Source organism: Variovorax sp. CCNWLW186, from assembly GCF_037203865.1.
In the GTDB taxonomy this organism is placed as follows: Bacteria; Pseudomonadota; Gammaproteobacteria; order Burkholderiales; family Burkholderiaceae_C; genus Variovorax.
Genome location: NZ_JBBCBO010000001.1, coordinates 287,651 through 311,351, shown reverse-complemented (window position 1 = coordinate 311,351; position 23,701 = coordinate 287,651). Strand labels below are relative to the sequence as shown.

The following is a 23,701-nucleotide window of genomic DNA, read 5'->3' as shown; positions in this document are numbered from 1 at the left end:
CCCGGCTAGAGCTTTTCAGTCTCGCCGCTGCGCGGCTGCCACTTCATCAGGCGCTTCTCGATGAGCCCCACCAGCCCGTCGAGCAGCAGCGCAAAAGCGGTGAGCACCACAATGCCGGCAAACACGGTGTTGACGTCGAAGGTGCCTTCGGCCTGCAGTATCAGGTAGCCCACGCCGCGCGCCGAGCCCAGGTACTCGCCCACCACCGCTCCCACGAAGGCCAGGCCCACCGAGGTGTGCAGGCTCGAGAACACCCAGCTGGTGGCGCTGGGCAGATAGACGGTGCGCAGCAGCTGCCGCTGATTCGCGCCCAGCATCTTCGCGTTGGCCAGCACCACGGGGCTGACCTCGCGCACGCCCTGGTAAACGTTGAAGAACACGATGAAGAACACCAGCGTGACGGCCAGCGCCACCTTGCTCCAGATGCCCAGGCCGAACCACAGCGCGAAGATCGGCGCCAGGATCACGCGCGGCATCGAATTGGCGGCCTTGATGTAGGGATCGAGAATCAGGCTCGCCGTGGGCGCCAGCGCCAGCCAGAGTCCGCACGCCAGGCCCAGCACCGTGCCGATGCCGAAGGCCAGCACCGTCTCGAGCAGCGTGGTGCCCAGGTGGCGGTAGATATCCGCATTGCCTTTCAGCCCCTCTGGGAACAGCAGGTTCGGCGGCACTTCGAACGGCAGAAACCAGCTCCAGATGCGGCCGGCCACCTGAATGGGCTCGCCCAGGAAGAACGCGATCTGCTGGTTGCGCGAGGCCACGTGCCAGGCCACGAGCAACACCACGAGCAGCACCAGTTGCCAGAAGCGCGCGTTGCGTTCGTTCAGGCGCGGCATCATGCGGCCTTCCTCAGTTGCTGCGCGTAGCCCTTGAGAACTTCGTCGCGCAGCACTTCCCAGATCTGCGTGTGCAGTTCGACAAAGCGCGGCTGCGTGCGCACCTCGGCCACGTCGCGCGGACGGGCGAGGTCGATCGCGAATTCGCCGATCGGGTGCGTGGCTGGGCCGGCCGACAGCACCACCACGCGGTCGCTCATCGCAATGGCCTCGTCGAGATCGTGCGTGATGAAGAGCACCGCCTTTTTCTTGGCACTCCACAGTTCAAGCACTTCGTTTTCCATCAGCTGCCGGGTCTGTATGTCGAGCGCGCTGAAGGGCTCGTCCATGAGGATGATGTCGGGGTCGAGCACCAGCGTCTGCGCCAATGCCACGCGCTTGCGCATGCCGCCCGACAGCTGGTGCGGATAGCGGTCGCCGAAACCCGAAAGCCCCACGCGCGAAAGCCAGGCCTCGGCCTGCTCGCGCGCATCGGCATCCGAAACGCCCCGGTACTGCAGCCCCACCATCACGTTGGCGACGGCGCTGCGCCACGGCATCAGCGCCTCGGTCTGGAACATGTAGCCGGCCCGCGCGTTCACGCCGGCAAGCGTCTGGCCAAACACCTTCACCGTGCCCGACGACGGCTCGAGCAGGCCCGCGCCCAAATTCAGCAACGTCGACTTGCCGCAGCCCGTCGGCCCCACCACCGACACGAACTCCCCCGCCCTGACGCGCAGCGTGGTGTCTGCCACCGCGGTGTAGCGCTGGCCCGGATCGTCCTTCGAGTGAAAGGTGCAACTGATGGAGAGAAGTTCGAGTGCGTAGTCGGACATGTCTGGCTGCAAGAAAAAACCCGGCCGAAGCCGGGTCGCGAGGACGTCCGGAGGTCAGGCTTTGAACCTGTCCTTCGCGCGCCGGGCAAAATCGTTGGTGTAGGTCTTGGCAAGATCGATCTTGTCGGCCTTCACTGCCGCGTCGAAGCTCGAAATAGCCGTGAGCGCCGTCTTCGGCCCCTCGGCCGGCACGAGGCCATCGGTGGCAATCGATTCGCGCACCTTGTCGAAAGACGCAAGGTACAGCGCGCGGTCGCCGAGCAGATAGGTTTCGGGCACCGTCTTGATGATGTCGCCTGGCCCCGCCGTCTGCAGCCACTTGAGGCCGTGCACGATGGCGTTGGCCAGCGCCTGGCAGGTGTTGGGGTTCTTCTGGATGAAGTCCATCGGCGCGTAGAGGCAGGCCGCGGGCATCGGCCCGCCGAACACCTGCTGTGTGCCCTTGAGCGTGCGCGTGTCGCTGATGATCTTCACGTCGCCCTTCTGCTCGAGCATGGTCATCACCGGGTCGGTGTTGCTGATGGCGTCGATCTGGCCCGAGCGCAGCGCCGTGAGTGCGCCGGCCGCGACACCCACGCCGATGTAGCTCACGTCGCTGGCCTTCAGGCCGCCGCGCGAGAGCACGAGGTTGGCCACCATGTTGGTCGACGAGCCCGGCGCGGAGACGCCGATCTTCTTGCCCTTCAGGTCGGCAATGCCGGCATAGCCCGCCATGTTCTTGGTCGACACGCCCACCGCGATTTGCGGCGCGCGGCCCTGCAGCACAAAGGCCTGGAAGAACTGGTTCTTGGCCTGCAGGTTGATGGTGTGTTCGTAAGCGCCGGAGCACACGTCGGCCGAACCACCCACCACGGCCTGCAGAGCGCGTGCGCCGCCGGCAAAGTCTGAAATCTCGACCTCGAGGCCTTCGGCCTTGAAGTAGCCGAGCTGCTCGGAGATGGTGAGAGGCAGATAGTAGAAGGCCGCCTTGCCGCCGACTGCGATGGAAATCTTCGTCTTCTCGAGCTTGGCTTGCGCAAAGACCCGCGGCAGCGCAACTGCTGCGGCAGCGACTGCGGAGGCGGTGATGAGGGTTCTGCGATGGAGCATGGAGCGGTCCTGCGGGCTCTTTGATTCTGGTGAACTGAATCGAGCTTAGGGGTGCGCCCGCGTTGCCTGCATCGGGGTCATCCCGTGCGGGTTTTCACGTAAACATGAAGACCTCTACGAGGCCTCTTGCGAATGGCGTGCGTGCGCCTATCGCGCGATGAAAAGAATCGCGATGTTGACCAGGAATCCGAGTGCCCACACCGCGCTGCGCACGCTGCCGATGCCCTTGATGTACACCGCGATGTAGATCACGCGCAAGACGACGTACGCGGCTGCAAGCATGTCGAGCCTTGCCTGCGCCGCGCCGAGCTGATGAGCAATGATCACCGCGCCGATGAAGAACGGCAGCCCTTCGAAGCTGTTGGCCTGCGCACTGTTGGCGCGTGCGCGCCAGCCGCTCTGCCTTGCGGCCCAATCGCGCGGCTGAACGTTGTCGCGCGGCCCGAAGCTGCCGACCTTCGCGATCCATGCCGCCAGGTACGGCAGGCCGCAGGCAATGAACACGCACCAGTAGGCAATGGTGAGCAATGAAAGAGTCATGTCGGTTGTCTGTGCCTACCTGCGGTCTACCAGCGCATGCGCGATGGTGCCGAGGTCGACGTATTCGAGTTCGCTGCCCGCCGGCACGCCGCGCGCAAGCCGCGTCACGTTGAGGCCGCGCTGCTTGAGTGCCTCGCCGATCACGTGCGCGGTGGCTTCGCCTTCTGCCGTGAAGTTGGTGGCAAGGATGACCTCGCTGACCGTGCCGTCGAGCGCGCGATCAAAAAGCTTCTGCAGGCCGATGTCCTTGGGCCCGATGCCGTCGAGCGGACTGAGCTTGCCCATCAGCACGAAGTAATAGCCGCGGAACGCACCCGTGCGCTCGAGCGCCGCCTGGTCGGCGGGCGTTTCGACCACGCAGAGCTTGCTCGCGTCGCGGCGCGGGTCCAGGCATACGTTGCAGACCGGCGCTTCGGTGAAGGTGTTGCAGCGCTCGCAATGCCGCACGTTGCCGGCCGCCTGCTGCAAGGCGCGCGCGAGCAGCTGCGCACCCTCGCGGTCGTGCTGCAGCAAGTGAAAAGCCATGCGCGAGGCCGACTTCACGCCGACACCGGGCAGGCGGCGCAACGCATCGACCAATGCGTCGAGCGAACTGGCGTCCGCCATCAACGGCTCAGAACGGCAGCTTCATGCCGGGCGGCAGGCCCGGCATGCCGGCCGTGAGCTTGCCCATCTTCTGCTCGCTGGTTTCCTCGGCCTTGCGCACGGCGGCATTGAAGGCGGCAGCCACCAGATCTTCGAGCATGTCCTTGTCGTCGGCCAGGAGGCTCGGGTCGATGGTGATGCGCTTCACGTCGTGCTTGCAGGTCATCACGACCTTGACCAGGCCGGCACCCGATTCGCCTTCGACCTCGATGGTGGCCAGCTCTTCCTGGGCCTTCTTGAGGTTGTCCTGCATTGCCTGCGCCTGCTTCATGAGGCCGGCCAGTTGTCCTTTGTTGAACATCGTTGGTCCTGATTGATTGGAAATGGGGGAAGGATAAGAGAGATGGCGGTCGAACCGGAATGCCGCAAGAGCCGGCACGAGTTTTCAGTAGCGTTCTGTCAGGCCGGCTTGAGCGTTCCAGGCACGATCTTCGCATCGAAATCACGCATCAGCATCTGCACCTCGGGGTCGCTGCGAATGGCCTCTTCGGCCACGCGCTGGCGTTCGTCGGCGGCCTGCTTGTTGCGCCGTGCGGGGCTGTCGACCACGCCGCCGATTTCAATGGCGAGCTTCACGCCGTGGCCCAGCGCGGCCAAGGCGTCGGTGAGCTTCTCGCGGGCGGAAGGCTGGTTGAGCAGCTCCCGCTCCACGCGCAGTATCCACTGGTCGACATCGCGCGCCACCAGCTGCGACTGCAGCGCAAGCTCGCGCGCCAGCGCGTTGATGCTCTCGGCCGCAATCATCTGCGTGACCGTGGCGTGCCAGAAATCGCCGTCTTCGCTGGGCGGAATGGGCGGCGCGGGGGCGCGCTGCTCGTCGAAGCGCGGCACGTCCCGTTGGCCCGGCGGCGGCTGCACGCGAATTGGCACCGCGAGCACCCTGGGGCTATCGCCGGTCGGAGCCTCTGCCGAGGTAGACGGCCTGGGAGGCCCGCCCTGCCGCATCGGTTCGCTGACCACCGCAAGGCGCTGGCCCGCCGGCGCCGCACTGGCTTGCTGCGGCACCGGTGCGGCGACCGGAACCGGCGTTTCGGCAACCGGTGCAACCCGAGCCGGCGGTGTGGCCGCAGGGGTCAAAACCGCCCGCGGGGCTTCATTCAGAGTTTTTTTTTCCGTGGCGGCCGAAGAAGCCACTGAGGATGTTGTCGCGCCGGAAGGCTTGAAGGCCAGCAGCCGCAACAGCACCATCGTGAGCGCCGCGTACTCGTCGGGCGCCAGGCCCAGCTCGCCGCGCCCGTGCAGGCACAGGCTGTAGAGCAATTGCGTTTCGTCGGCCGGCATCAGCGCCGCAAGGCGCGCCGTATCGGCCGCGTCCGGGTCGGTGGCCGAATCGGCCGATTCCACGCGCGAAGGCACCGCCTGCAGCACGGCCATTGCCTGCAGCACGGCGGTCATTTCTTCCAGCGTGGAAGCGGCGGACATGCCGTCGCGGCGCAGCGCCTCGGAGGTGTCGACCACCGTCTTGCCGTCGCCCTGCGCCAGCGCTTCGATGAGCTTGAACACGTGGCCGCGGTCCACGCTGCCGAGCATCTGGCGCACGCCGGTTTCGAGCAGTTCGCCGTTGCCGAAGGCAATGGCCTGGTCGGTGAGCGACAGCGCATCGCGCATCGAGCCGCGCGCGGCGCGCGCCAGGAGCCGCAGCGCCTGCGGTTCGGCCGGCACCTGTTCGGTCTGCAGCACGCCCGTCAAATGTTCGAGCACCGTTTCGGGCGCCATCGGCCGCAGATTGAACTGCAGGCAGCGCGACAGCACCGTGACCGGCACCTTTTGCGGATCGGTGGTCGCCAGAACGAACTTGAGGTATTCCGGCGGCTCTTCGAGCGTCTTCAGCATCGCGTTGAACGCGGTGTTGGTGAGCATGTGCACTTCGTCGATCATGAAGACCTTGAAGCGCCCCTGCACCGGCTTGTAAACCGCCTGCTCGAGCAGCGACTGCACCTCGTCCACCCCGCGGTTCGAGGCCGCGTCCAGCTCGGTGTAGTCGACGAAGCGGCCCGAATCGATGTCCTTGCAGGCCTGGCACACCCCGCAAGGCGTGGCCGTGATGCCGCCCTGCCCGTCCGGGCCCTGGCAGTTGAGCGACTTGGCCAGAATGCGCGAAACCGTGGTCTTGCCCACGCCCCGCGTGCCGGTAAAAAGATAGGCGTGATGCAGGCGCTGCGTGGTCAACGCGTTCTCGAGCGCCTGAACCACGTGCCCCTGACCGACCATCTCACCGAAGGTTTTCGGACGGAACTTGCGAGCGAGCACGAGATAAGACATTGCGGGCATTCTAAAAGGCGCCGCGCCCGTCTTCGGCGCCTTCCCGCAATCAAAAAGACCTGTCTTTTCCGTGGGACTCCGAGGAACCAGCCCCGCCAGGCGGCCGGGTTACAATCGAAGTTGACGGGCCTCCCTGCATGGTGAAGTGGCCAACCGGGTCAGGTGGGGAACCAAGCAGCCCTAACTGCGTAGTCAGTGCCAGGGGTAAGGCTCGTCAACCTCTTCTAGAATTCCGTTTTCTGCTCTGAAAACGCGAAGCTCCAAGGCTGGCGCGGCCTACAGCGCGCTCCGATGTACTCCAGACGTGTGAACCTCACCATCTGGAGCACCATCAAATGACATCACCACCGAGACCGATACTGGTTTGTCCCGTCGCCAGTAGGCTGTGGAGGCTATCCGGTACCCTTCGCTCAAGTTGGCCGTCGTGAGGCCGTATCCCCCTGTGTGTCCGGCGCCGATCAGCTAGAGAACCAAATGCAACTGGTCCATAACAACGGCAAACACAATCACCGGAAGCTACTTCAGGAACTGATACAGGATTCGGAGACTTCCGTGCTTTGTTCGGGCTGGATAAATCTGGCCGGACTGAAACGTCTCATGGGTTCGATTGACTTGGCAATACGGAACAAAGCCAGTATCACGGTCTTCTCGAATAGGAAGCACACCGAGGCAGGGGCCGTCGAAGCGCTGAGGATGAGGCCAGAAGTCCGGCATTTCATCGCAAACGAAGACCACCGCTACCTGCACTCGAAAATCTATTACTTCGAAAAAGGTGGTCAGTACACCGCCCTAATCGGCTCCGGAAACATCACTCGCGGCGGCTTGGTCTCGAACGAAGAGCTTTCGATCCGCTTAACGGGCACCATAGGTGATGCTCGTCAGGAGCAAATCAGTGCGTACCTCACCAATTTGCAAGTCGTCCTTAAGAGATAGCAAGGAAACCGTGCAGATGGCAACCACGACGACCGGCGCGGAGAGGCAAGACAAGCACCCTATTTAGTAGCGTGTGCCTGACTTACCGGTGTAGGGATTCACGTTCCCCTTCGTACCGTAATTGTCGGAACGGGTGCTGTTCGGATTGGTCGCATGACTGGGCGCAACGTAGGTCCCATTGCTCCGCACGTAGCCGTCCACGGCATGGCTGTTGGGATTCGTGTAGCCGCTCGCGGGCGCACTTCCGTAAGGGTTCGAGTTCGAACTCCCGTATGGATTGCCATAAGGATTGCTCTGCCGCTGCGCGAAGGCCCCGCAAGAAACGACGCAAGCCACAACCACAACGATCATCTTCGACGTCTTCATGTGTTCTCCTCGCGCCAGGAGCGGCGCTAGGGCACTCTGAGGGTGCTGACGAGAGATCGGCAAAGGGTATGCCCTCGTCTCCGTGAAGAAAGTCACGCACAGTTCACATTGTTTTCCAGAACGTGTCCCACACATAACTTTTGCGCGGCGCTACGGAGGCATAGACCCTACTTAGCCGACACAAGCTGAGCAACGATTGCTCCAACGGACAAAGCCAGAGCTACGATCGAGACGCATAGGGACCATGCGAACTTGGAGTGCTCTTGATCATGGTCGGCCAAAATGGCCGCAAGGTACGGGAAGTTGACTGCGTTCTGAAGATGGCCTGCCTGGGAGTAAACAGGTGCACTGACGCATTCTCGCCTGTCTTGTACCGATGCTTTTAATCTAGGTGGTAGTACAAGTACCCAAACAGAAGGTACTTACTGCACCCGAGCCTTGATGAATCGGCGTCTAACCATGCGACCAAGAGGACAGCTATCACGTCATGCTGGTCAGGTGTGTGGTCGAGGCAGTGCGGCAATCATCGAGGTGCCGCAGGACTTCCCTGGGAAGCAAGGCAGAGGACCACCAGGGGCAGCGAAAAGGTGTCAGGGAGTACTTCGGCCCGCGATTTTCTTGAATGGCCTCTGACAATTTGTGGCAAGAACAAATTCCTGCCTTGTGCAGCGCAATGGAGGAGACCATGGAGACGGTTAAAGAGTTTTACGAGGCAATTAAGGGCCAACTAGCGGAGCGCCTTGCCAATCCCTTCACAGGTGCCTTCTGCATCGCATGGGTGATCTGGAATTTGAGGCTTCTGATCGTCATTGCGGGCAAAGGGACGTATCAAGAAAAATTCGCCTACATCGACATCAGCCTATACCCGCATTGGGGCTACTGGGTGCTCCGTGGCTTCACGATTCCACTAATAACCGCCGCTGTATATCTGTGGGCTTACCCGAGAGCCACTCGATGGCTTGCTGAGGATTACCGCAAACAACAAACTAAAGCAAATAACTTGATGAAAGCTGCTGCGGGCGAGGCCTTGCTATCGGTAGAAGAATCGCTGGCGCTGCGCACCCGCTTTGCCGAGGCTGAACAAGCTTGGAAGACGGACCGCGCAAGGATCAACGGAGAGGTTGACGGCGAGCGTGCGGCATCCGCAGTGCTTGCGAAGACAAATGAAGAATTGCGCGCAGAAATTGCGCAGTTGCGGTCCTCGCTCGTGCCTCCTGGTAGGTCGGGGGGAACTGACCTTGTATTTTCAGAGCCTGTTCAGCAAGCAGGACCAAGCCGATTTAGATTGCCATTGGATCTTCGCAGCGTGCTGGGCAATGAGCTTGTCGGAGAAACCTACACTACAGCCCAACTACGAATACTGTCCTGGCTGCGTGAAGGGCGTGCTGCCGATGTTTCGACAATCATCAACAACCTGAAAATAGACAAATTTGAGGTTGCCCGCGCTATTGATCGTTTGACCGATCTTGAACTTCTAGCCTTAAACCGTGACGATGAGCATTTCATTTCTGCCAAAGGCCGTGCTGTGCTAGGCGCATTCGTGGACAACAATCTATGGGATTTTTCGAAACAAGGAGCCTAAGAGAATTCCGCGTTTAGGACCTGCACTTCCCGACAGCTAACTCATGACTGAAGATTCGATCGAAAAGTACGTGCTCTTGCTTCTAGGGTGGCTCTTGGGCCTTCTGTCGCCCGTTATCGTTGACGGTATCAAGCGACGGCGCGACAACAAGATGGGCCGCGCTGCGATCCGTGTCGAACTGCGTCAGCTTCGAGAGCGGTTGGTCATGGCAGCATATGGGGTAGAGGACCATCTCGGAACGCAAACGAAGGAGAAAATCCGTTGGGCTTTGGAGCACCTGTCCAACCGCGAAGACGACAAGATTCGCTCCGCAATGGAGATGCGCCTCAATCTATCCGACGAGCAGTTTGCCGCGGTCGCCTCCCATTTGGCGGGAGAGGGGAATCAATCAATTAGATTGCAGAACTACGCCACCCCGCTCCTCGATGCGAGGGTCTCGGCCCTTTGGAGCTTTGGCACGGAAGCGCAGCGCACTCTGCTGGAGCTGAAAACAGCGATGGGCTTCCTTGAAGACGCTGTCGACCAATCGAGATACTTCAACGAGCTGACCTTCAAGGACCTCCCATCGGTGAACTACGATATTGCTGTCAAGAGCGTTGATGAATACTTCGCGCTGTACGCCAAGCGAGCGCGTCGGGCTGTTGAATTGATAGACAAGTTCAACGGGCAGCGATAAGGCTCGTCAACCTAACATCAAAAAACCGCGAGTTCTCAAGACAAGAACTTGCGCGTCGAAAGAGGGGCTCTGAGCCCCTCTCCCACCCTCACGTGCTTCCCGCGCCAACGAGCATCTCGCACGGCCCGACGAAGCCTTCGCTACCCTCGAACTGGCGCAGCGCCTCTTCGATGGCATCCCAGGTGCTCGCACGCTCGGCCTCGTCGAGCCCGACCATCATCTGGTGCAGCGCTCCGAAGGACTCGCGTTCGAAGCGCACGCATTCGGCCGCACTGGCCAGCCGCACCGGCGACGGCACCCGGCGCACCTCGATGTCGTGCAAACCCGCTTTGGCAAACGCAGCCTCGAGCGCGCCCTCGGCACCGAGCGAAAAGGGTCCGGGCTGACCCGGCAGCGGCGCGGGAAGCTGCGCGCGTTCGCGGATGATCTTCACAGGAATCGAGAAGAACCCGTTGCGCTCGGGGGTCGAGTAGACGACCGCCGACACCCGCCCGCCCGGACGCAAGGCACGCCGCATGCCGTCGAGCGCACGCTGCTGGTCGGGGAAGTAGATCAGACCCACGCGGCTGATTGCCGCGTCGAAGCTGCCGGCGGGCAGCGTGTCGAGCGCCTCGCCGTCGAGTTCAAGAGTCTCGAGATTCGACAGTCCCGCGGCCTTGGCATCCGCCGTCGCGCGCTCGAGCAAGGCCGGCGCGATGTCGGTTGCAAGCACATGGCCGCTGGCGCCTGCGCGCCGCGCAGCACCGATCGACTGCTCACCCGCACCGGCCGCGACGTCGAGCACCCGGCTGCCGGGCCCGATGCGGGCCAGGTCGAACATCGTTTCCGTTGCATCGCCGAGCCAGCGGCCGAGAAACGGTCCCCAGCGATGCCAGGCCTCAGCGGCAGCTTGCCACTGAGCCCGGGTGGTGGTCTTGAAGGCGGCAGCGTTGAATGCCGGCGGGGCTGTGACGGTGGTCATGATGGGTCTCCATCGAGTGAGGGAGTCTCAAGAATGGCAGCGCGGCCCGAGGTTCGCCAGTCCAGAATTTGTACTGGCCTCGGCTCGCCTCAAGGACTAAATTGGCACCATGATCGATTACGGCCAGTTTTGTACCGTGGCGCGCGGCGCCGAGGTGCTGTGCGAGCGCTGGACGCCCCTGGTCGTGCGTGAGCTGCTGTGCGGCAGCACGCGCTTCAACGACATCCGGCGCGGCGTGCCGCGCATGTCGGGCTCGCTGTTGACACAGCGCCTGCGCAAGCTGGAGGAAGTAGGTGTCATCAAGCGGGTTCAGGGCGACGGCAGCACGGCCGAATATCACCTGACCGCTGCGGGCGAGGAGCTGCGCCCCATCGTGATGGCGCTGGGCCATTGGGGTGCGCGCTGGATCGGCAGCCGGCTCAAGCGCGACCAGCTGGACGCCGGCTTCCTGATGTGGGACGTCCGCCGCTTCGTGCGAATCGACGAGTGCCCGCGCGCTCGCTGCATCGTGATCCACTTTCGCTTCACCGACGCACCCGACGGCGAGCGGCGGTGGTGGCTGGTCGTCGATCACGGCAGCGCCGACCTCTGCCGAGACAACCCCGGCGACGAACCGACGCTGATTGTCGAATCGACCGTGCGGACGCTGACCGAGATCTGGACCGGCGACCTCAACGCCGAGGCTGCGTTGCGCGAGCGGCGCCTTCGCGTCATCGGCAGCGAATCCGATACGCGCGACCTGTGGCGCTGGCTGAGCCGCAGCGTTTTTGCCGACACCCGGACTGCAGCGCGGCTCTGAGGCGTTCCCCGCCGCAGCCGCGCGAAACCGTCAGAGACCCAGGCGCTGCATCCAACTAAGCAATCTGCCGTAGTCCGGCCATGACCTCTTCGGTCGGCGGCAACTCGCTGGTTCGCCAGACCAGCCGGGCCTGACGATCGAACAGAAAAACCTGGCCGGTATGGCGGTCGCCCGCCGCCGCGCCTCCCGTGAACAGCGAGAGCATCGACTCAAGTGCCTCGGGGGCTGGCGCCGCCGCGCTCCACGTTGGCCTTGCGCCGAAGCGCCGCAACCAGGCGCTCAGTGCAACAGGGTCGTCTGACAGCGGGTCGATGCTCAGCGACAGCAGGCGCACCGCTGCGTAGCGCTCGGGCAGCAATGCCGCCTGCAGCGTCGAGAACAGGGCACCCTGGATCGGGCAGACCGTGCTGCATCCGGTAAACATCAATTGAACGGCGGTTGGGGCGCCTCGCAACTGCGCCGCGAGCATCGGTTTGGCGCCGTCGTGGCGCCGCAGCGGCAGGGCCGGAGCCGACACCGCCGGCAGCACCGGGCCGATGCTGGTGTTTGCTCGGGCCGAAGGCACACCCAGCCACGCCAGTGCACCGGCGGCAAGCAGGCGCCGGCGCCCGCGAGATGCACCTCGTGAGGGTATGAAGGGGCTCCGCGTGTTCATTGGGTTCATTGAGTTCATTGAGTCATTGAGCAAGGGCTTGCGTCAGGTAGTCCCACAACGCCGCGCACTGGCCTTCGTCGGCATCGAAGCGCGGCATGGCTCGGGGCAGCGCGACATGGGCTGGGTCGATGCCGGTGCGCAGCGTGCGGCAGAAGGATGCGCGCTCGTACGCGACGGGCGGTCCGCCGCGGCGCGGGAGGACTTCGCGCAATTGGCGCCGGTCGAGCGGCGGCGCAAAACCGTGGACAGCGGCAGTGGACTTGCCGGGTCCCGCGTGGCACTGGATGCAGCGCGTCGCTGCGCCCGGCAGCGGCACGCTGTGGCCGGACAGCGTGCCGGCGAGTGGCTCGGTGCCATCGAACAGGCGCGCGCCACGCGCCACCGACGAAGGCACCGCGGCTTCAGTCTTTTCCGACGGGCCAACGGCCAGTGCGGTTCCGAGCGCCAGCGCCAGCAGCATCATCGAAAGCCTCGGCTTCGCGAAGCGCGCCGGCCGCTACCGGATGTTGATGGTGCGCGCCACGCTCGGCACGCCGCTGCTGTCGAGTGCGAACAGCATGTAGTTGCCCGGCAGCACCGTCCCGTGATCGGTCGGAATGCCCAACTGGTAGTTGCCTGCCGTGCCCGTGAATGACAGCGGGATGCGGCGCTGATCGGTGTTGACCGAGTGAGTGGCCGATGCCATGCGCACCAGCGAAAAATGCGCCGCCGCGCGGTCGGTCGCCACGGCGATCTGGCTCCCCCATGTGGCGCTGGCCGGCGCGGCCGTGATGGCCGGGCGGGGCGCCGGCGAACCGTCGGCCGCCAGCAGGTACGGTGGCGTGTAGATCTCCGCATCCGGATGGTCGCCCGCACAGTCGCACAGCCCGCCGCCGCCCGTCAGCACGCGTCCGTCCGGCAGCAGCAGGGCCACGCTGTGATAGTTGCGCGGCTTCTGCATCGGCGGCACCGTGATGAAGCTCTCCAGCGCCGGGATCCACAGCTCGGCCGCCAGCACACTGTAGGAGTCGGAAAACGGAACGGGCTGCGTCTGTCCGCCTATCACGAACACCTCGCCGTTAGGCAGCACCACGCTGTTGACAAAGGTTCGGCCATAGGCCATCGGCGAAAGCTTGCGCACCGTGGGCGCCGCCGCCGGGCCCGCGCTGATGTCGATGATGTAGGCGGTCTTGAAGGCGTTGCCGCTGTCGTGGTTGGGCGCGCCACCGAGCTTGAGGATCTTGCCAATGTCGTACATCACGGCGCTGGCGGTCATGGCATAGGGGTCGTCGCTGCGTAGTCCGGCCTGCAGGATGGCGCCGCTGCCGCGCGTGTCGATCCAATGCATTGCGGCAGCAGGCCCGGCGTGGAATACCCAGCCGTCGGCGGCGCCGAACAGCCACATGTGGTTGTCGCCCCGGTAGACCCCGGCCGCGTCCGGGCCGGCCAGCGGCGGGTTCGAAGCATTGCTCGCATCGGGCATGTGGGCCGGTACGCCGGACAGCGTGCGCCAGGTCTTGGTGGCGGCCGACCACACCTCGCCGTACTTGCCGCCCTGCCCGCCGTTCCACGATCCGCCGACTGTGAACACGGAGCCGTCGGACATCGTCGTGCTCGACTGGTAGGCACGTGCAATGCCGAGCTGCGCACCGGTCACCCAGCCGCCCAGCGTCGGGTCGTAGATCGAGGTCTTCGTCGCATCGCTGCCGCCGCTGACCAGCACGCTGCCATCGGCCAGCATGCTCAGGCCGGGGCAGAACATCTGGTGGCCGGTGGCCGTGACCACCAGCGGGCTGGCGCTTCGCGTGACGGGGTCGAACACCGAGGTGTAGGTGTACGCCTCGTTGCTGCTCGTGCTGAAGCTGGTGGGCGAGCGGGCTGCCCACAGCAGCAGCTTGCCGTCGGGGAGGTTGGCGGCCGATGCGGGCACGAGTGGCAGCGCGATCGGATCGGACCAGGGCTTCACCGCGGCGGTCGATTGCGCCGCGGTGTATCCGGCTGCCGTGAACAGGTACTCGTTGGCCGGCAGCCACTTCCCCTTGAATCGGGAGCGCAGCCGGACCACGAGCCCCGCGCCGTCTATGGGAAGGTTTGTCACCGTCAGCGTTGTCGCGCTTGTCGATGTGTCCACCACCGGTGTCGCCGAAGCGGCCGACAGGATCGTCAAGCCGTACTGGTTGGCACCCGTGTTGCTCCAGACGAAGGTCGCGCTGCGGCTGGCGAACTTTGTGCCGGGGGACGGACTGGTGAGGGACGCCGGCTGTCCGTCTGGTGGCGCCGGCCTGTTTGCCGATGCGGACGTGCCCGCCAGCGTCGAATTTGCGCCCTGCGCGCGGGCGCCGCCTCCGGCGTCACCACCGGACCAAACCAGGAACACCAGGGATGCATAGGCAAGCCCGCGCGCGGCGCGCGGCGATGGAACGCTGGTCATCGCTGCTCCTTTTGTTTTTGTCTGGTCGCAGCTTATTCCTTGTGCGCGCAATAAACAATACAAAAGTATTCAGCTATGCCTTCAAAGGCCCAGTTGCTTGATGGCTCCGCGGGCCGCGGCCGCACCACTGGCCATGGAGGCCGTGAGTAGGTAACCGCCGGTCGGCGCCTCCCAATCGAGCATTTCTCCCGCAACGAACACGCCGGGCAATGCAGTTGCCATGAGCCCTTCGTCCAGCGCATCGAAGCGAACACCACCCGCGGTGCTGATGGCTTCATCGATGGGGCGTGCTGCAACCAGCCGCAGCGGCACGGCCTTGATGGTTGCTGCCAGCTGCGCAGGGTCTTGCATCGCGTCGCGGCTCAATACCTCGTGCAGCACGCCGGCCTTGATGCCTTCCAGGCCGAGTCGGCTTTTCAGATGGCTGCTGAGCGAGCGGGCGCCGCGCGGATGCGTGACGGCGGCCAGCACTTGCTCGGCGCTGCGGTCGGGCAACAGATCGAGCAGCAAAGTCGCACTGCCGTGCGCGGCAATCTCGTCGCGCAGCAATGCCGAAGCCGCATAGATCAAACTGCCTTCGATGCCCTTCGCGGTCGCAACGAACTCACCCTTGCGCGCAAAGCGGCTGCCCTGGCTGTCGGTGAACGAAATGGCGACCGACTTGAAGGGCTGGCCCGCGAAGCGGCTGGAGAAATGTTCGCTCCACCCTGCCCCATCGAAGCCGCAATTGGCGGGAAGCAGCGGCGCAACGTCGACCCCGCGTGCCTGGAGCCACGGCGCCCAAGCGCCATCGGAGCCCAGCCGCGCCCAACTGGCACCACCGAGCGCGAGCACTACCGCATCGGCGTTCACGGCGGCCTCGCCTGCCGGGGTGGCAAACCGCAGCGAAGCCGCAGCGATCGGCTCATCTCCGCCCACAAGCCAGCGATGGCGCATATGAAACTGCACGCCCGCTGCGCGCAGCCGCTGCAGCCACGCACGCAGCAACGGCGCGGCTTTCATGTCGGTCGGGAAGACGCGGCCCGAGGTGCCGACGAAGGTCTCGATGCCCAGGCCTGCAGCCCATTCGCGCACCTGCTCAGGGCCGAACTGGGTGAGCATGGGTTCGAGCTGCGCGCGCCGGTCGCCGAAGCGGCTCATGAAGATGTCGAAGGGCTCGGAGTGCGTAAGGTTCAGCCCGCCACGGCCGGCCAGCAGGAACTTGCGGCCCACCGAGGGCATGGCGTCGTACACGTGCACCTGCACGCCGGACGCGCTCAAGACTTCGGCCGCCATGAGGCCGGCAGGTCCGCCGCCGATCACGGCGACGGTATGGGAAAGAGTCATTCGAGATTTACCAGTTCGCCCTGCCCGGTCAGGAACGCGGCGCGCACCGTGGCACCGGGATAGGCATGTTGCACGGCGGCGCGGTAGCGCTGCATCTGTGCGATGAGTGCCGCGTCGCGCTCAGGGCGGGCGGCAGATTTGTAGTCGAGGATCCACCAGGCGCCGGTGATGCGCTCGCGCACCAGCCGGTCGATGCGCAGCGTTTCGCCCTCGTGCACCAGGGTGACTTCGTTGCCGTGCCAGTCGATCATGCGCTCATTCCAAGCCCATGCGCCGGCGCCGCCGCGAATGCGCTCGGCGAGCACCGCGGCGCCGCGTGCCTGCTGCGCGTCGAGCAAGAACTCGCGCGCCGCGGCGCGCACATGCGCGGCCGGCAGCGGCTCGCCCGGCTCGGCCCATTCGAGCAGACGGTGCATCGCCTGGCCGAACGCGGCAGCGCGCGCATCGACCGTGGCGTCGGCGGCTTTCTTGATAACCACGGGTTCCTTGACGGTCGGCGCGAGCGTGGGCATCTGCTTCATCGGGAAGCTGCCCGCACCGGAAGCCACCGGCAACACGATCAGCGGCTCATCGGCTTCGGCCGGTTCGCACATCGACTCGAGCCGCGACCACCAGCTGCCCTCGTTGGCGCGGGCCGGCTGCACCGACGACAGCACGAGGCGCTCGCGCGCCCGGGTGGTTGCGACGTAAAGACCATTGAGCTCTTCGCGGTGGCGCGCGCGCTGTTCTTCTTCGAGCAACGTGGTGGCGCAGCCCGGCGGTGTTTTCTCGCTCGCCAGGAACACGAAACGCGTGGGCGCACTGTCGCTGCCCTTCCATTCGACCAGCACGCCCATGGTCTGGGCGCGCGGCGGCGGCGCGTCGCAGTCGAGCATCAGCACGGTGTCGGCCTCGAGGCCCTTGGCACCGTGCACGGTAAGCAGTTGCACCGCATCGGGCACGGCAACGGACGGCGCCCTGACGCCCCCGGCCCGCAATGCGCGCACCAGCGCATAAGGCGTGGCGTAGCGCGCGCCTTCGATCTCCAGCGATGCCGCCAGCAGCCCCCGCAGATTGGCCAAGGCACTCTGGCGCATGGCCGAGGGCATGGCGGCACCGAACCTGGCGATCACATCGCCATCGTGAAAGATCGCATCGAGCGCATCGTGCGGTGGCAACGCAGCAAGCCAGCGCCGCCACTGCTTGAGCTTGGCGCCCGCCTCTACCAGTTCCGGCGGCAGGCCTTCGCCTTTTTGAATCAGCGCGAACCAGCTCACAGAGGGGTGCTCGCGCTGGCGCAGCGCCAACTGCACCAGCGCGTCGTCGCCGATGCCGAACAGCGGTGACTTGAGCGCACGTGCCAGGGAGAGGTCGTGCGCGGGCGAGACCAGCGCATCAATCAGCGCGACCACGTCCTGCACTTCAGGCGCATCGTGCAGCTCATTCTTTTCGGGCTGCTGCACGGGAATGTGGCGCTGGCGCAGCGCGTCCTGCATGGCGGACAGGCGGTTGCGGCGGCGCGCCAGCACCATGATCTGCCGCGGCGGCGTGCCGTCGGCAATGCGCTGCGCCACCCAGCGCGCGGCCTGCTCGCATTCCTTTTGCAGCAATTGCTCTTCGGGCAGCACGCGGGGCGTCACGAGGCTGTCGCGCCAATGCAGCATGCCGTCGTCGGCAGGTGCGGCTGCGGCCGTGCTGACCGCATCGCGGTCGATGGGCGGGAGCTTGAGCAGTTCGCCCTCGTCGTTGCGCTCGGTGGTGTGCGCGCGGTAGCCGTCGAACTCGCCCGCTTCCTGCGCGGCGAGCATCGCCTGGTTGACAAGGCCGACCACCGCACGCGCGTTGCGGTGGGTGTGATCGCAGTTGAGCAGTTCGCCGCCCAAGCCTTCGCGCACGAACTTCTTCGCGGCAATGAACACCTGCGGCTCGGCCCGGCGAAAGCGGTAGATGCTCTGCTTCGGGTCGCCCACGATGAAGACGCGCGGCGCCTTGCCGCCCGCGCCGGTGTAGGCACTGAGCCAGCCGTAGAGCGCCTGCCACTGCAACGGGTTGGTGTCCTGGAACTCGTCGATCAACAGATGGGCGATGCGGGCATCGAGCCGCTCCTGCACCCAGCCCGACAGCGCCGACTGGCCCAGCAGCAGTTGCGCGGCCTGCTCGACGTCGTTCATGTCGACCCATCCGTGCGCGCGCTTCACATCGGCAAACGCGGAGACGAGGATGCGCGTGAGGCGCGTCATGCGCTGCTGGTAGAGCCACGCCGCGTGCTGGGCCTGCGCCATGCACAGGGTCTGGAGCTCGGCTTCGGCTTCTTGCGCGGCGGGAAATTTCTGCAGGTTCTTGGTGAGCCGGTCTTCCGTCGCGACGAAGAAATTCTTGCGCAGGTGCGCCAAGGCGGCGGCACGCGATTCGCTCGGCGGCTCGCCGGTGCCGAACACGTCGATGATCGCCTCGGCGGCCTTCTGCGGCGTCTTGTTGGCCTCCCGGCCGAGCGCGGCGGCGCGATCGAGCCAGCGGCGCCTGACAAGGTCTCCACTCAAGGCATCGGTCGGCTCGTCCAGGCCTCGGAGCGAAGGATGCATGGCGCTGAAGTGCTGCACCGCCGACGCCGGGTCGGACAGCGCAAACTCGACGCGGCGCGTGAGCGCTTCGCCCAGGGCCTTGGCGGTCTGCGAGCGGCCGTAGGTGGCCACGACGGCGTAGTAGTCGGCTAGCGCCTCCTTGTCGGCCGTCACGGCCTCGAAGAAGGGCCGCCAGGTGCGCGCGCGCGCCTCGGCATCGTCTTCGAGCAGTTCGTAGTTCGCAGGCAGGCCGAGTTCACGCAATACCGCCAGTGGCGCGTTGCGCAACAGCCCTGCAAACCAGGCATGGAAGGTACGAAACTGCACCGGCCGGCCGCCTTCGAGCAAGCGCCTGTAGAGGCCTTTCAGGCGCGGGACGGCGGCAAGTGCGGCCGCGGGATCGACACCGCGCATGACGAGCTCGCGCACCAGTTCTTCGGGGCTGCGCTCGGCGAACTGCTCCAGCCATTGGTCGAGCCGCTCACGCATCTCGCCAGCGGCCTTCTTGGTGAAGGTAATGGCCAGGATCTCGTGCGGCTCGCAGGCGGATTCGCCCTCTTCGAGCAGGGCGCGCAAGATGCGGGACACCAGCATCCAGGTTTTGCCCGCGCCGGCACAGGCTTCGACCGCAACGGAGCGCCGCGGATCGCAGGCGACGGTGTAGAAGGCCTCGCGCGTGACGTGCCGGCCGTTGTGTTCGTAGGCGGCGCCGTTCATTGGGCAGGCCCTCCGGGCACAGCGTCAGTCGAAGGCGGAGGTTGTTCGATTTCCCAGAAGTCCTTTCTGCAGAGTCCGCGTGCGGCGCAGTAGTCGCAGATTGCGCCCTCGCCCAACGGCGGGAGCGCCGCCCCCTCGGCAATGCGCGTGAAATCATCGAGGATGCCCGCGACGAGCGCATCGCGCGCCTCGACCACCACAGGCTGCTCGACGGTCTGCGTGCCCGATGACTTCTCGCCGACATTCACGTAGGCCGCGCGCAATGTGTCGTCGGCCACCAGCGCGGCATAGAAGGCCAGCTGCGTGTCCTCGGTCGGGTCCTTCACGCGCTCCTTGGTGACCGCAGCCGATTCGGTCTTGTAGTCGATCACGAAGGCCTGCCCATCGGGCATGCGGTCGATGCGGTCCAGGCGGCCGACCAGTTGCAAGTTGCCCAGTGGTTGCTCCATCCACGGTTCTGATTCGGCGAAGACTGCGCCGCTTGCCTCATGGCCGGCAAGCCACTGCAGGTAGCCGTCGCGCACCGCCGGCCATGCGGCGGCGAACGGCAGGAACTCGGCATCGGACAGCGCGAACTCGTGCGTGGCGCGCTCGGCTGCGGCCGTGATGTACGCCACGCGTTCCGCCATGCCATCGGTGGGGGTTTCCTTCAGCGCCTCATGAAAGTGGCCGAGCACGGCATGCAGCCAGTTGCCGAAGTCGCGCTTGTCGACCTCGGCGTCGAGCTCGTCGGCACTGCGAAGCCCGAGTTGCCGCAGCGCGAAGAATCGGTAAGGGCAGCGGCGCAGGTCTTCGTAGACGCTGGTCGAAATGTTCCGCAGCGGCAGCAGCGCTCCGGAGGGCGTCGGATACAAGGTCGGCTGCAACGGAACCTCGCGCGGCGTGCGCGGATCCGGCGCCATTTGCAAGGCATGGTCGAGTTGCAGCGACTGCACCAGCGGGCTCGGCCGGACAGGTTCGCCGCTGGCATCGGATTGGCGCCACAGCAGTTCGCAGCACGGGTTGCACAAGGCGGCGGCCCAGGCCGAACGCTGCGCGGCCTCGAGCGTCTCGCGCGCGGGCAGGCCGAGCTCTGCGCGCTGTGCGGCGCTCCAGTTGCCGGGCGGCTCGGGCGAGGCAGGCAGGCGCCGGTCGTCGCAGCCTGGAATGACCACCGCGCCGAATGCGCGTCCCAGCAGCTGGTGCAGCGGCAACACCACCACCTGCGGCACGTCGCCACCGGCTGGCGGCACAAAGCTGGCATCTTCGAGCACGTCGCGCACCCACGCGGTGAACTCGGCCAGCGTGTGGCGTCCGCCTGGAAATTCGTCGTCGTCGCCGTGCGCGCCGGCGTCGAGCCACAGGGCGCCGATCACCTTGCCACCGGCCATGTCGGCGGCGAGCGGCTCCCACTGCCCGCCGGCTTCGAGCAGCTCGCGCAAGGCCCGGAGCCAGTGTGCAAGCGGCCTGGAACGGGCCATGGCCATGCGGCGGCCTTCGACGGCTTCGGTGAAGGGCAGCAATGCGATGTCTTGCGGCTTTTCGCTGCGCGCGGCCTGCCCGCACCAGGCAGCCCACTCGCGCACGCCCTCGCGCCGCAGCCGCGCCTCGAGCGCCTGCACGGCGAGCGCATCGCCGTCGACGCTGCTCTTGAGCCACTCGAGCACCTGGTCGCTGCCCGCGTCGTGCGCACAGGCGCGCAGCGCGCTCATCACGGTGGCGGCGGCGCGCGTGGTGGAAAGCTTCCAGCCGGTTTCGTCGTGCGCCGTGATGCCGTGCGCCTGGAGCTGCGCGCCGATGCGCCGCGTGAGCGCACGGTCGGTGGTGATGAGCGCGACCGGCGCGCGGCCCTCGGCCAGGTGCCGCAGCACACAGGCGGCGGCCAGTTCCGCCTCGTCTTCGGGGTCGTCGGCAATGTGCGCGCTGGCGGCCGCGGCGGGCGGCGCCGTGGGCACCAGCGAGAGATGAATCGCGCGATCGCCCCACAGGTTGCACAGCGTCTGCGTGAGCGGATCGGTCTGGAAGCCCTCGAGCACGATGAGCGCATCGACCTGCGTGCGCACGTTCTCGCGCAGCAACACATCGGTGGCATAGCCCGAGTTGGCGGCCCAGGCCACCGCAACGCGGATCAGCGCGCTTTCGATGCGGAACCACTCCGACTCGCTGCCCGCTTCGGCCACGTGGGCCGCCTTCTGCGCCCATTCGCCGCCGCGCTCTTGCGGTAACGCGGCGGCCGCCAGCGGAGCCAGCTGGTAGGCCAGTTCGACCACCCGCCCGGCCAGCGCAAAGCGTTCGGCGGCAAAGCCGGCCTGCGACAGCAGCGCCTGGGCCGTGACCAGGTCGCGCGCCATGTCGAATGCGATGTCGTAGCCCGTGGGCAAAAAGCCGCCCGAGCTGCGCGCCCAGTTGCGGGTGGTCTCGAACCGGGGCACGAAGCCCGGGCTGCCGCAGCGCGCCCACATGCCGCGGGCGACTCCCATGAGTTGTGCATAGGGCACCAGCACCACGGTGCGCGCCGCGTGCAGCTGGCGCTGCGCGATGGCGGCGGCAATGCGGGCAACCACGCCGTCGGCGGGGTCGCACCACAGGGCCTGGACGGGGTGGCCTTCGTTCATGTTCTATCGAGGGGTTGGAGGGCGTGGGGGCGCGACGCGCAAAGGGCTTTTGCTATCGGCGCCATAGCGTTCCCGCACGGCACCCCACCCCTTGGTTTCTGTCACAATGACCAGCACTTTAGCTGCACCGAAACTCTCCGCGCACAAGGACACATCACATGGCCAGCGACCTGATCAAACACATCTCCGATTCTTCCTTCGAAGCCGACGTGCTCAAGTCCAGCCAGCCCGTGCTGGTCGACTACTGGGCCGAATGGTGCGGCCCCTGCAAGATGATCGCACCCATCCTGGATGAAGTGTCGACCGCCTACGAAGGCAAGCTGCAGATCGCCAAGCTCAACGTGGACGAAAACCGCGACATTCCGGCCAAGTTCGGTATCCGCGGCATCCCCACGCTCATGCTGTTCAAGGACGGCCAGCTGGCCGCCACCAAGGTCGGCGCCATGAGCAAGGCGCAACTCACGGCCTTCATCGACCAGCAGCTCGCCTGAGACATTTCAACCGGCCAGCGCGCAATGCGTTGGCCGGACGATTTTCCTGTCATAATCTCCCACAGATCACCGGCCCTTCCAGGCAACCGGTTCGAGTTCCCCGGTTAGTGAAGCAGTTCTCGCTTCACGTTTAACCTCCCCCCGTTTTCCGATCGATTACCCCGCGAGGGGTCATTCCATGCACTTAAACGAACTCAAGGCACTCCACGTGTCTGAAGTCCTCAAGCAGGCTGAAGCGCTTGAGATCGAAAACGTCGGCCGCATGCGCAAGCAAGAGCTGATGTTCGCGATCATCAAGAAGCGCGCCAAGGCCGGCGAGCAGGTCTTCGCCGACGGCGTGCTCGAAATCCTGCCCGACGGCTTCGGTTTTCTGCGCAGCCCCGACACCAGCTTTACGGCCAGCACGGACGACATCTACATCTCGCCGAGCCAGGTGCGCCGCTTCAACCTGCACACCGGCGACATGATCGAAGGCGAAGTGCGCACGCCCAAGGACGGCGAGCGCTACTTTGCGCTGACCAAGCTCGACAAGGTCAACGACGGTCCGCCCGAGCAGAACAAGCACAAGGTGATGTTCGAGAACTTGACGCCGCTGTTCCCCAAGGAGCAGATGAAGCTCGAGCGCGACGGCATCAAGAGCGACGAGAACATCACGGGCCGGATCATCGACATCATCGCCCCCATCGGCAAGGGCCAGCGCGCCCTGCTGGTCGCGCCGCCCAAGAGCGGCAAGACGGTGATGATGCAGCACATCGCCCACGCCATCAGCGCCAACTACCCCGAAGTGCACATGATGGTGCTGCTGGTGGACGAGCGGCCTGAAGAAGTGACCGAAATGCAGCGCACCGTGAAGGGCGAGGTCATTGCCTCCACCTTCGACGAGCCCGCAGCGCGCCACGTGCACGTGGCCGAAATGGTGATCGAGCGCGCCAAGCGCCTGGTCGAACTCAAGAAGGACGTGGTGATCCTGCTCGACTCGATCACCCGCCTTGCCCGTGCCTACAACAACGTCGTGCCCTCGTCTGGCAAGGTGCTGACCGGCGGTGTCGACTCCAACGCGCTGCAGCGCCCCAAGCGCTTCCTGGGCGCGGCGCGCAACGTGGAAGAAGGCGGCTCACTGACCATCATCGGCACCGCGCTGATCGACACCGGCAGCCGCATGGACGAAGTGATCTTCGAAGAGTTCAAGGGCACCGGCAACTCCGAAATCCATCTGGACCGCCGCCTGTACGAAAAGCGCGTGTTCCCGTCGATCCAGCTCAACCGCAGCGGCACGCGCCGCGAAGAACTGCTGCTCGCCCCCGAGATCCTGCAGAAGACGCGCATCCTGCGCCAGCTCATGTACAACATGGACGAGATCGAGTCGATGGAGCTCATGCTCAAGAACATGAAGGCGACCAAGACCAATGTCGAGTTCTTCGACATGATGCGTCGCGGCGGCTGAGCTCCCACGCTCACCGCAAA

The 23,701-nt window shown here is 65.3% G+C and carries 21 protein-coding genes and 1 other RNA gene; 7 read left to right on the top strand and 15 right to left on the bottom strand.

Annotated elements, in window-relative coordinates:
* Window positions 1-5: 5 nt before the first annotated feature.
* From V9K97_RS01525 to dnaX, 7 genes are all read right to left on the bottom strand, one after another.
* A complete protein-coding gene (locus tag V9K97_RS01525) occupies window positions 6-839 on the bottom strand; it encodes an ABC transporter permease (RefSeq protein WP_126746504.1) in 834 nt (277 codons plus the stop codon).
* Window positions 836-1,651 carry an ABC transporter ATP-binding protein gene (locus tag V9K97_RS01520; protein WP_337315911.1) on the bottom strand — a complete coding sequence of 272 codons (816 nt, stop codon included), beginning with the start codon at window positions 1,649-1,651 and terminating at the stop codon, window positions 836-838. The genes V9K97_RS01525 and V9K97_RS01520 overlap by 4 nt, the downstream gene beginning before the upstream one ends.
* Window positions 1,652-1,705: 54 nt before the next feature.
* Window positions 1,706-2,740, bottom strand: a complete 1,035-nt coding sequence (locus tag V9K97_RS01515; RefSeq protein WP_258505943.1) for an ABC transporter substrate-binding protein — start codon at window positions 2,738-2,740, stop codon at window positions 1,706-1,708.
* 147 nt (window positions 2,741-2,887) lie between these two features.
* Entirely contained in the window at window positions 2,888-3,280 is a 393-nt protein-coding gene (locus V9K97_RS01510) for an MAPEG family protein (protein ID WP_258505942.1), read from the bottom strand.
* A 15-nt stretch (window positions 3,281-3,295) separates the two neighbouring features.
* Window positions 3,296-3,886: a recombination mediator RecR gene (gene recR / locus V9K97_RS01505; protein ID WP_126746508.1), complete on the bottom strand. Its 591-nt coding sequence runs from the start codon at window positions 3,884-3,886 to the stop codon at window positions 3,296-3,298.
* Window positions 3,887-3,893: 7 nt separating this feature from the next.
* On the bottom strand, window positions 3,894-4,226 hold the full coding sequence (locus tag V9K97_RS01500; RefSeq protein WP_012747441.1) for a YbaB/EbfC family nucleoid-associated protein: 333 nt from the start codon (window positions 4,224-4,226) through the stop codon (window positions 3,894-3,896).
* 98 nt (window positions 4,227-4,324) lie between these two features.
* Window positions 4,325-6,187: a DNA polymerase III subunit gamma/tau gene (gene dnaX, locus V9K97_RS01495; RefSeq protein WP_337315910.1), complete on the bottom strand. Its 1,863-nt coding sequence runs from the start codon at window positions 6,185-6,187 to the stop codon at window positions 4,325-4,327.
* A 122-nt stretch (window positions 6,188-6,309) separates the two neighbouring features.
* On the opposite strand from dnaX, the gene ffs reads away from it, so the two are divergent.
* Both ffs and V9K97_RS01485 read left to right on the top strand, forming a co-directional pair.
* Window positions 6,310-6,406: signal recognition particle sRNA small type (ffs, locus tag V9K97_RS01490), an RNA gene on the top strand.
* Between the two features lie 255 nt (window positions 6,407-6,661).
* Window positions 6,662-7,120 carry a restriction endonuclease PLD domain-containing protein gene (locus tag V9K97_RS01485; protein ID WP_337315909.1) on the top strand — a complete coding sequence of 153 codons (459 nt, stop codon included), beginning with the start codon at window positions 6,662-6,664 and terminating at the stop codon, window positions 7,118-7,120.
* 63 nt (window positions 7,121-7,183) lie between these two features.
* Here V9K97_RS01485 and V9K97_RS01480 read toward each other — a convergent pair whose 3' ends face one another.
* Complete coding sequence (locus tag V9K97_RS01480) at window positions 7,184-7,486, bottom strand: hypothetical protein (RefSeq protein ID WP_337315908.1); 303 nt, start codon at window positions 7,484-7,486, stop codon at window positions 7,184-7,186.
* A 685-nt stretch (window positions 7,487-8,171) separates the two neighbouring features.
* Here V9K97_RS01480 and V9K97_RS01475 point away from each other — a divergent pair.
* Together V9K97_RS01475 and V9K97_RS01470 are read left to right on the top strand one after the other, a co-directional pair.
* The gene (locus V9K97_RS01475; protein WP_337315907.1) at window positions 8,172-9,068 is read left to right on the top strand and encodes a MarR family transcriptional regulator; all 897 of its coding nucleotides are present in this window, start codon (window positions 8,172-8,174) and stop codon (window positions 9,066-9,068) included.
* Window positions 9,069-9,111: 43 nt separating this feature from the next.
* Window positions 9,112-9,744, top strand: a complete 633-nt coding sequence (locus V9K97_RS01470; RefSeq protein WP_337315906.1) for a hypothetical protein — start codon at window positions 9,112-9,114, stop codon at window positions 9,742-9,744.
* Window positions 9,745-9,832: 88 nt separating this feature from the next.
* Here the strand turns inward: V9K97_RS01470 and V9K97_RS01465 are convergent, their stop codons facing one another.
* On the bottom strand, window positions 9,833-10,705 hold the full coding sequence (locus V9K97_RS01465) for a class I SAM-dependent methyltransferase (protein WP_337315905.1): 873 nt from the start codon (window positions 10,703-10,705) through the stop codon (window positions 9,833-9,835).
* A gap of 109 nt (window positions 10,706-10,814) precedes the next feature.
* Here V9K97_RS01465 and V9K97_RS01460 point away from each other — a divergent pair, with 109 nt between their 5' ends.
* Complete coding sequence (locus V9K97_RS01460) at window positions 10,815-11,504, top strand: helix-turn-helix domain-containing protein (protein ID WP_337315904.1); 690 nt, start codon at window positions 10,815-10,817, stop codon at window positions 11,502-11,504.
* Window positions 11,505-11,559: 55 nt separating this feature from the next.
* Here the strand turns inward: V9K97_RS01460 and V9K97_RS01455 are convergent, their stop codons facing one another.
* The 6 genes from V9K97_RS01455 to V9K97_RS01430 form a co-directional block, all read right to left on the bottom strand.
* Complete coding sequence (locus V9K97_RS01455; protein ID WP_337315903.1) at window positions 11,560-12,159, bottom strand: SCO family protein; 600 nt, start codon at window positions 12,157-12,159, stop codon at window positions 11,560-11,562.
* 22 nt (window positions 12,160-12,181) lie between these two features.
* Window positions 12,182-12,622, bottom strand: coding sequence for a hypothetical protein (locus V9K97_RS01450; protein ID WP_337315902.1), 441 nt, complete (start codon window positions 12,620-12,622; stop codon window positions 12,182-12,184).
* A gap of 33 nt (window positions 12,623-12,655) precedes the next feature.
* Entirely contained in the window at window positions 12,656-14,569 is a 1,914-nt protein-coding gene (locus tag V9K97_RS01445; RefSeq protein ID WP_337315901.1) for a galactose oxidase-like domain-containing protein, read from the bottom strand.
* An 81-nt stretch (window positions 14,570-14,650) separates the two neighbouring features.
* Window positions 14,651-15,895: a TIGR03862 family flavoprotein gene (locus tag V9K97_RS01440; protein WP_337315900.1), complete on the bottom strand. Its 1,245-nt coding sequence runs from the start codon at window positions 15,893-15,895 to the stop codon at window positions 14,651-14,653.
* Entirely contained in the window at window positions 15,892-19,152 is a 3,261-nt protein-coding gene (locus tag V9K97_RS01435) for a UvrD-helicase domain-containing protein (protein ID WP_337315899.1), read from the bottom strand. Before V9K97_RS01435 ends, V9K97_RS01440 begins: the two co-directional genes overlap by 4 nt.
* Window positions 19,149-21,746 carry a PD-(D/E)XK nuclease family protein gene (locus V9K97_RS01430; RefSeq protein ID WP_337315898.1) on the bottom strand — a complete coding sequence of 866 codons (2,598 nt, stop codon included), beginning with the start codon at window positions 21,744-21,746 and terminating at the stop codon, window positions 19,149-19,151. The genes V9K97_RS01435 and V9K97_RS01430 overlap by 4 nt, the downstream gene beginning before the upstream one ends.
* Before the next feature lie 158 nt (window positions 21,747-21,904).
* Between V9K97_RS01430 and trxA the strand changes: the two genes are divergently transcribed.
* A complete protein-coding gene (gene trxA, locus V9K97_RS01425; RefSeq protein WP_012747433.1) occupies window positions 21,905-22,237 on the top strand; it encodes a thioredoxin TrxA in 333 nt (110 codons plus the stop codon).
* A gap of 178 nt (window positions 22,238-22,415) precedes the next feature.
* Window positions 22,416-23,681, top strand: coding sequence for a transcription termination factor Rho (gene rho / locus V9K97_RS01420; protein WP_012747432.1), 1,266 nt, complete (start codon window positions 22,416-22,418; stop codon window positions 23,679-23,681).
* The last annotated feature ends 20 nt before the right edge of the window (window positions 23,682-23,701 follow it).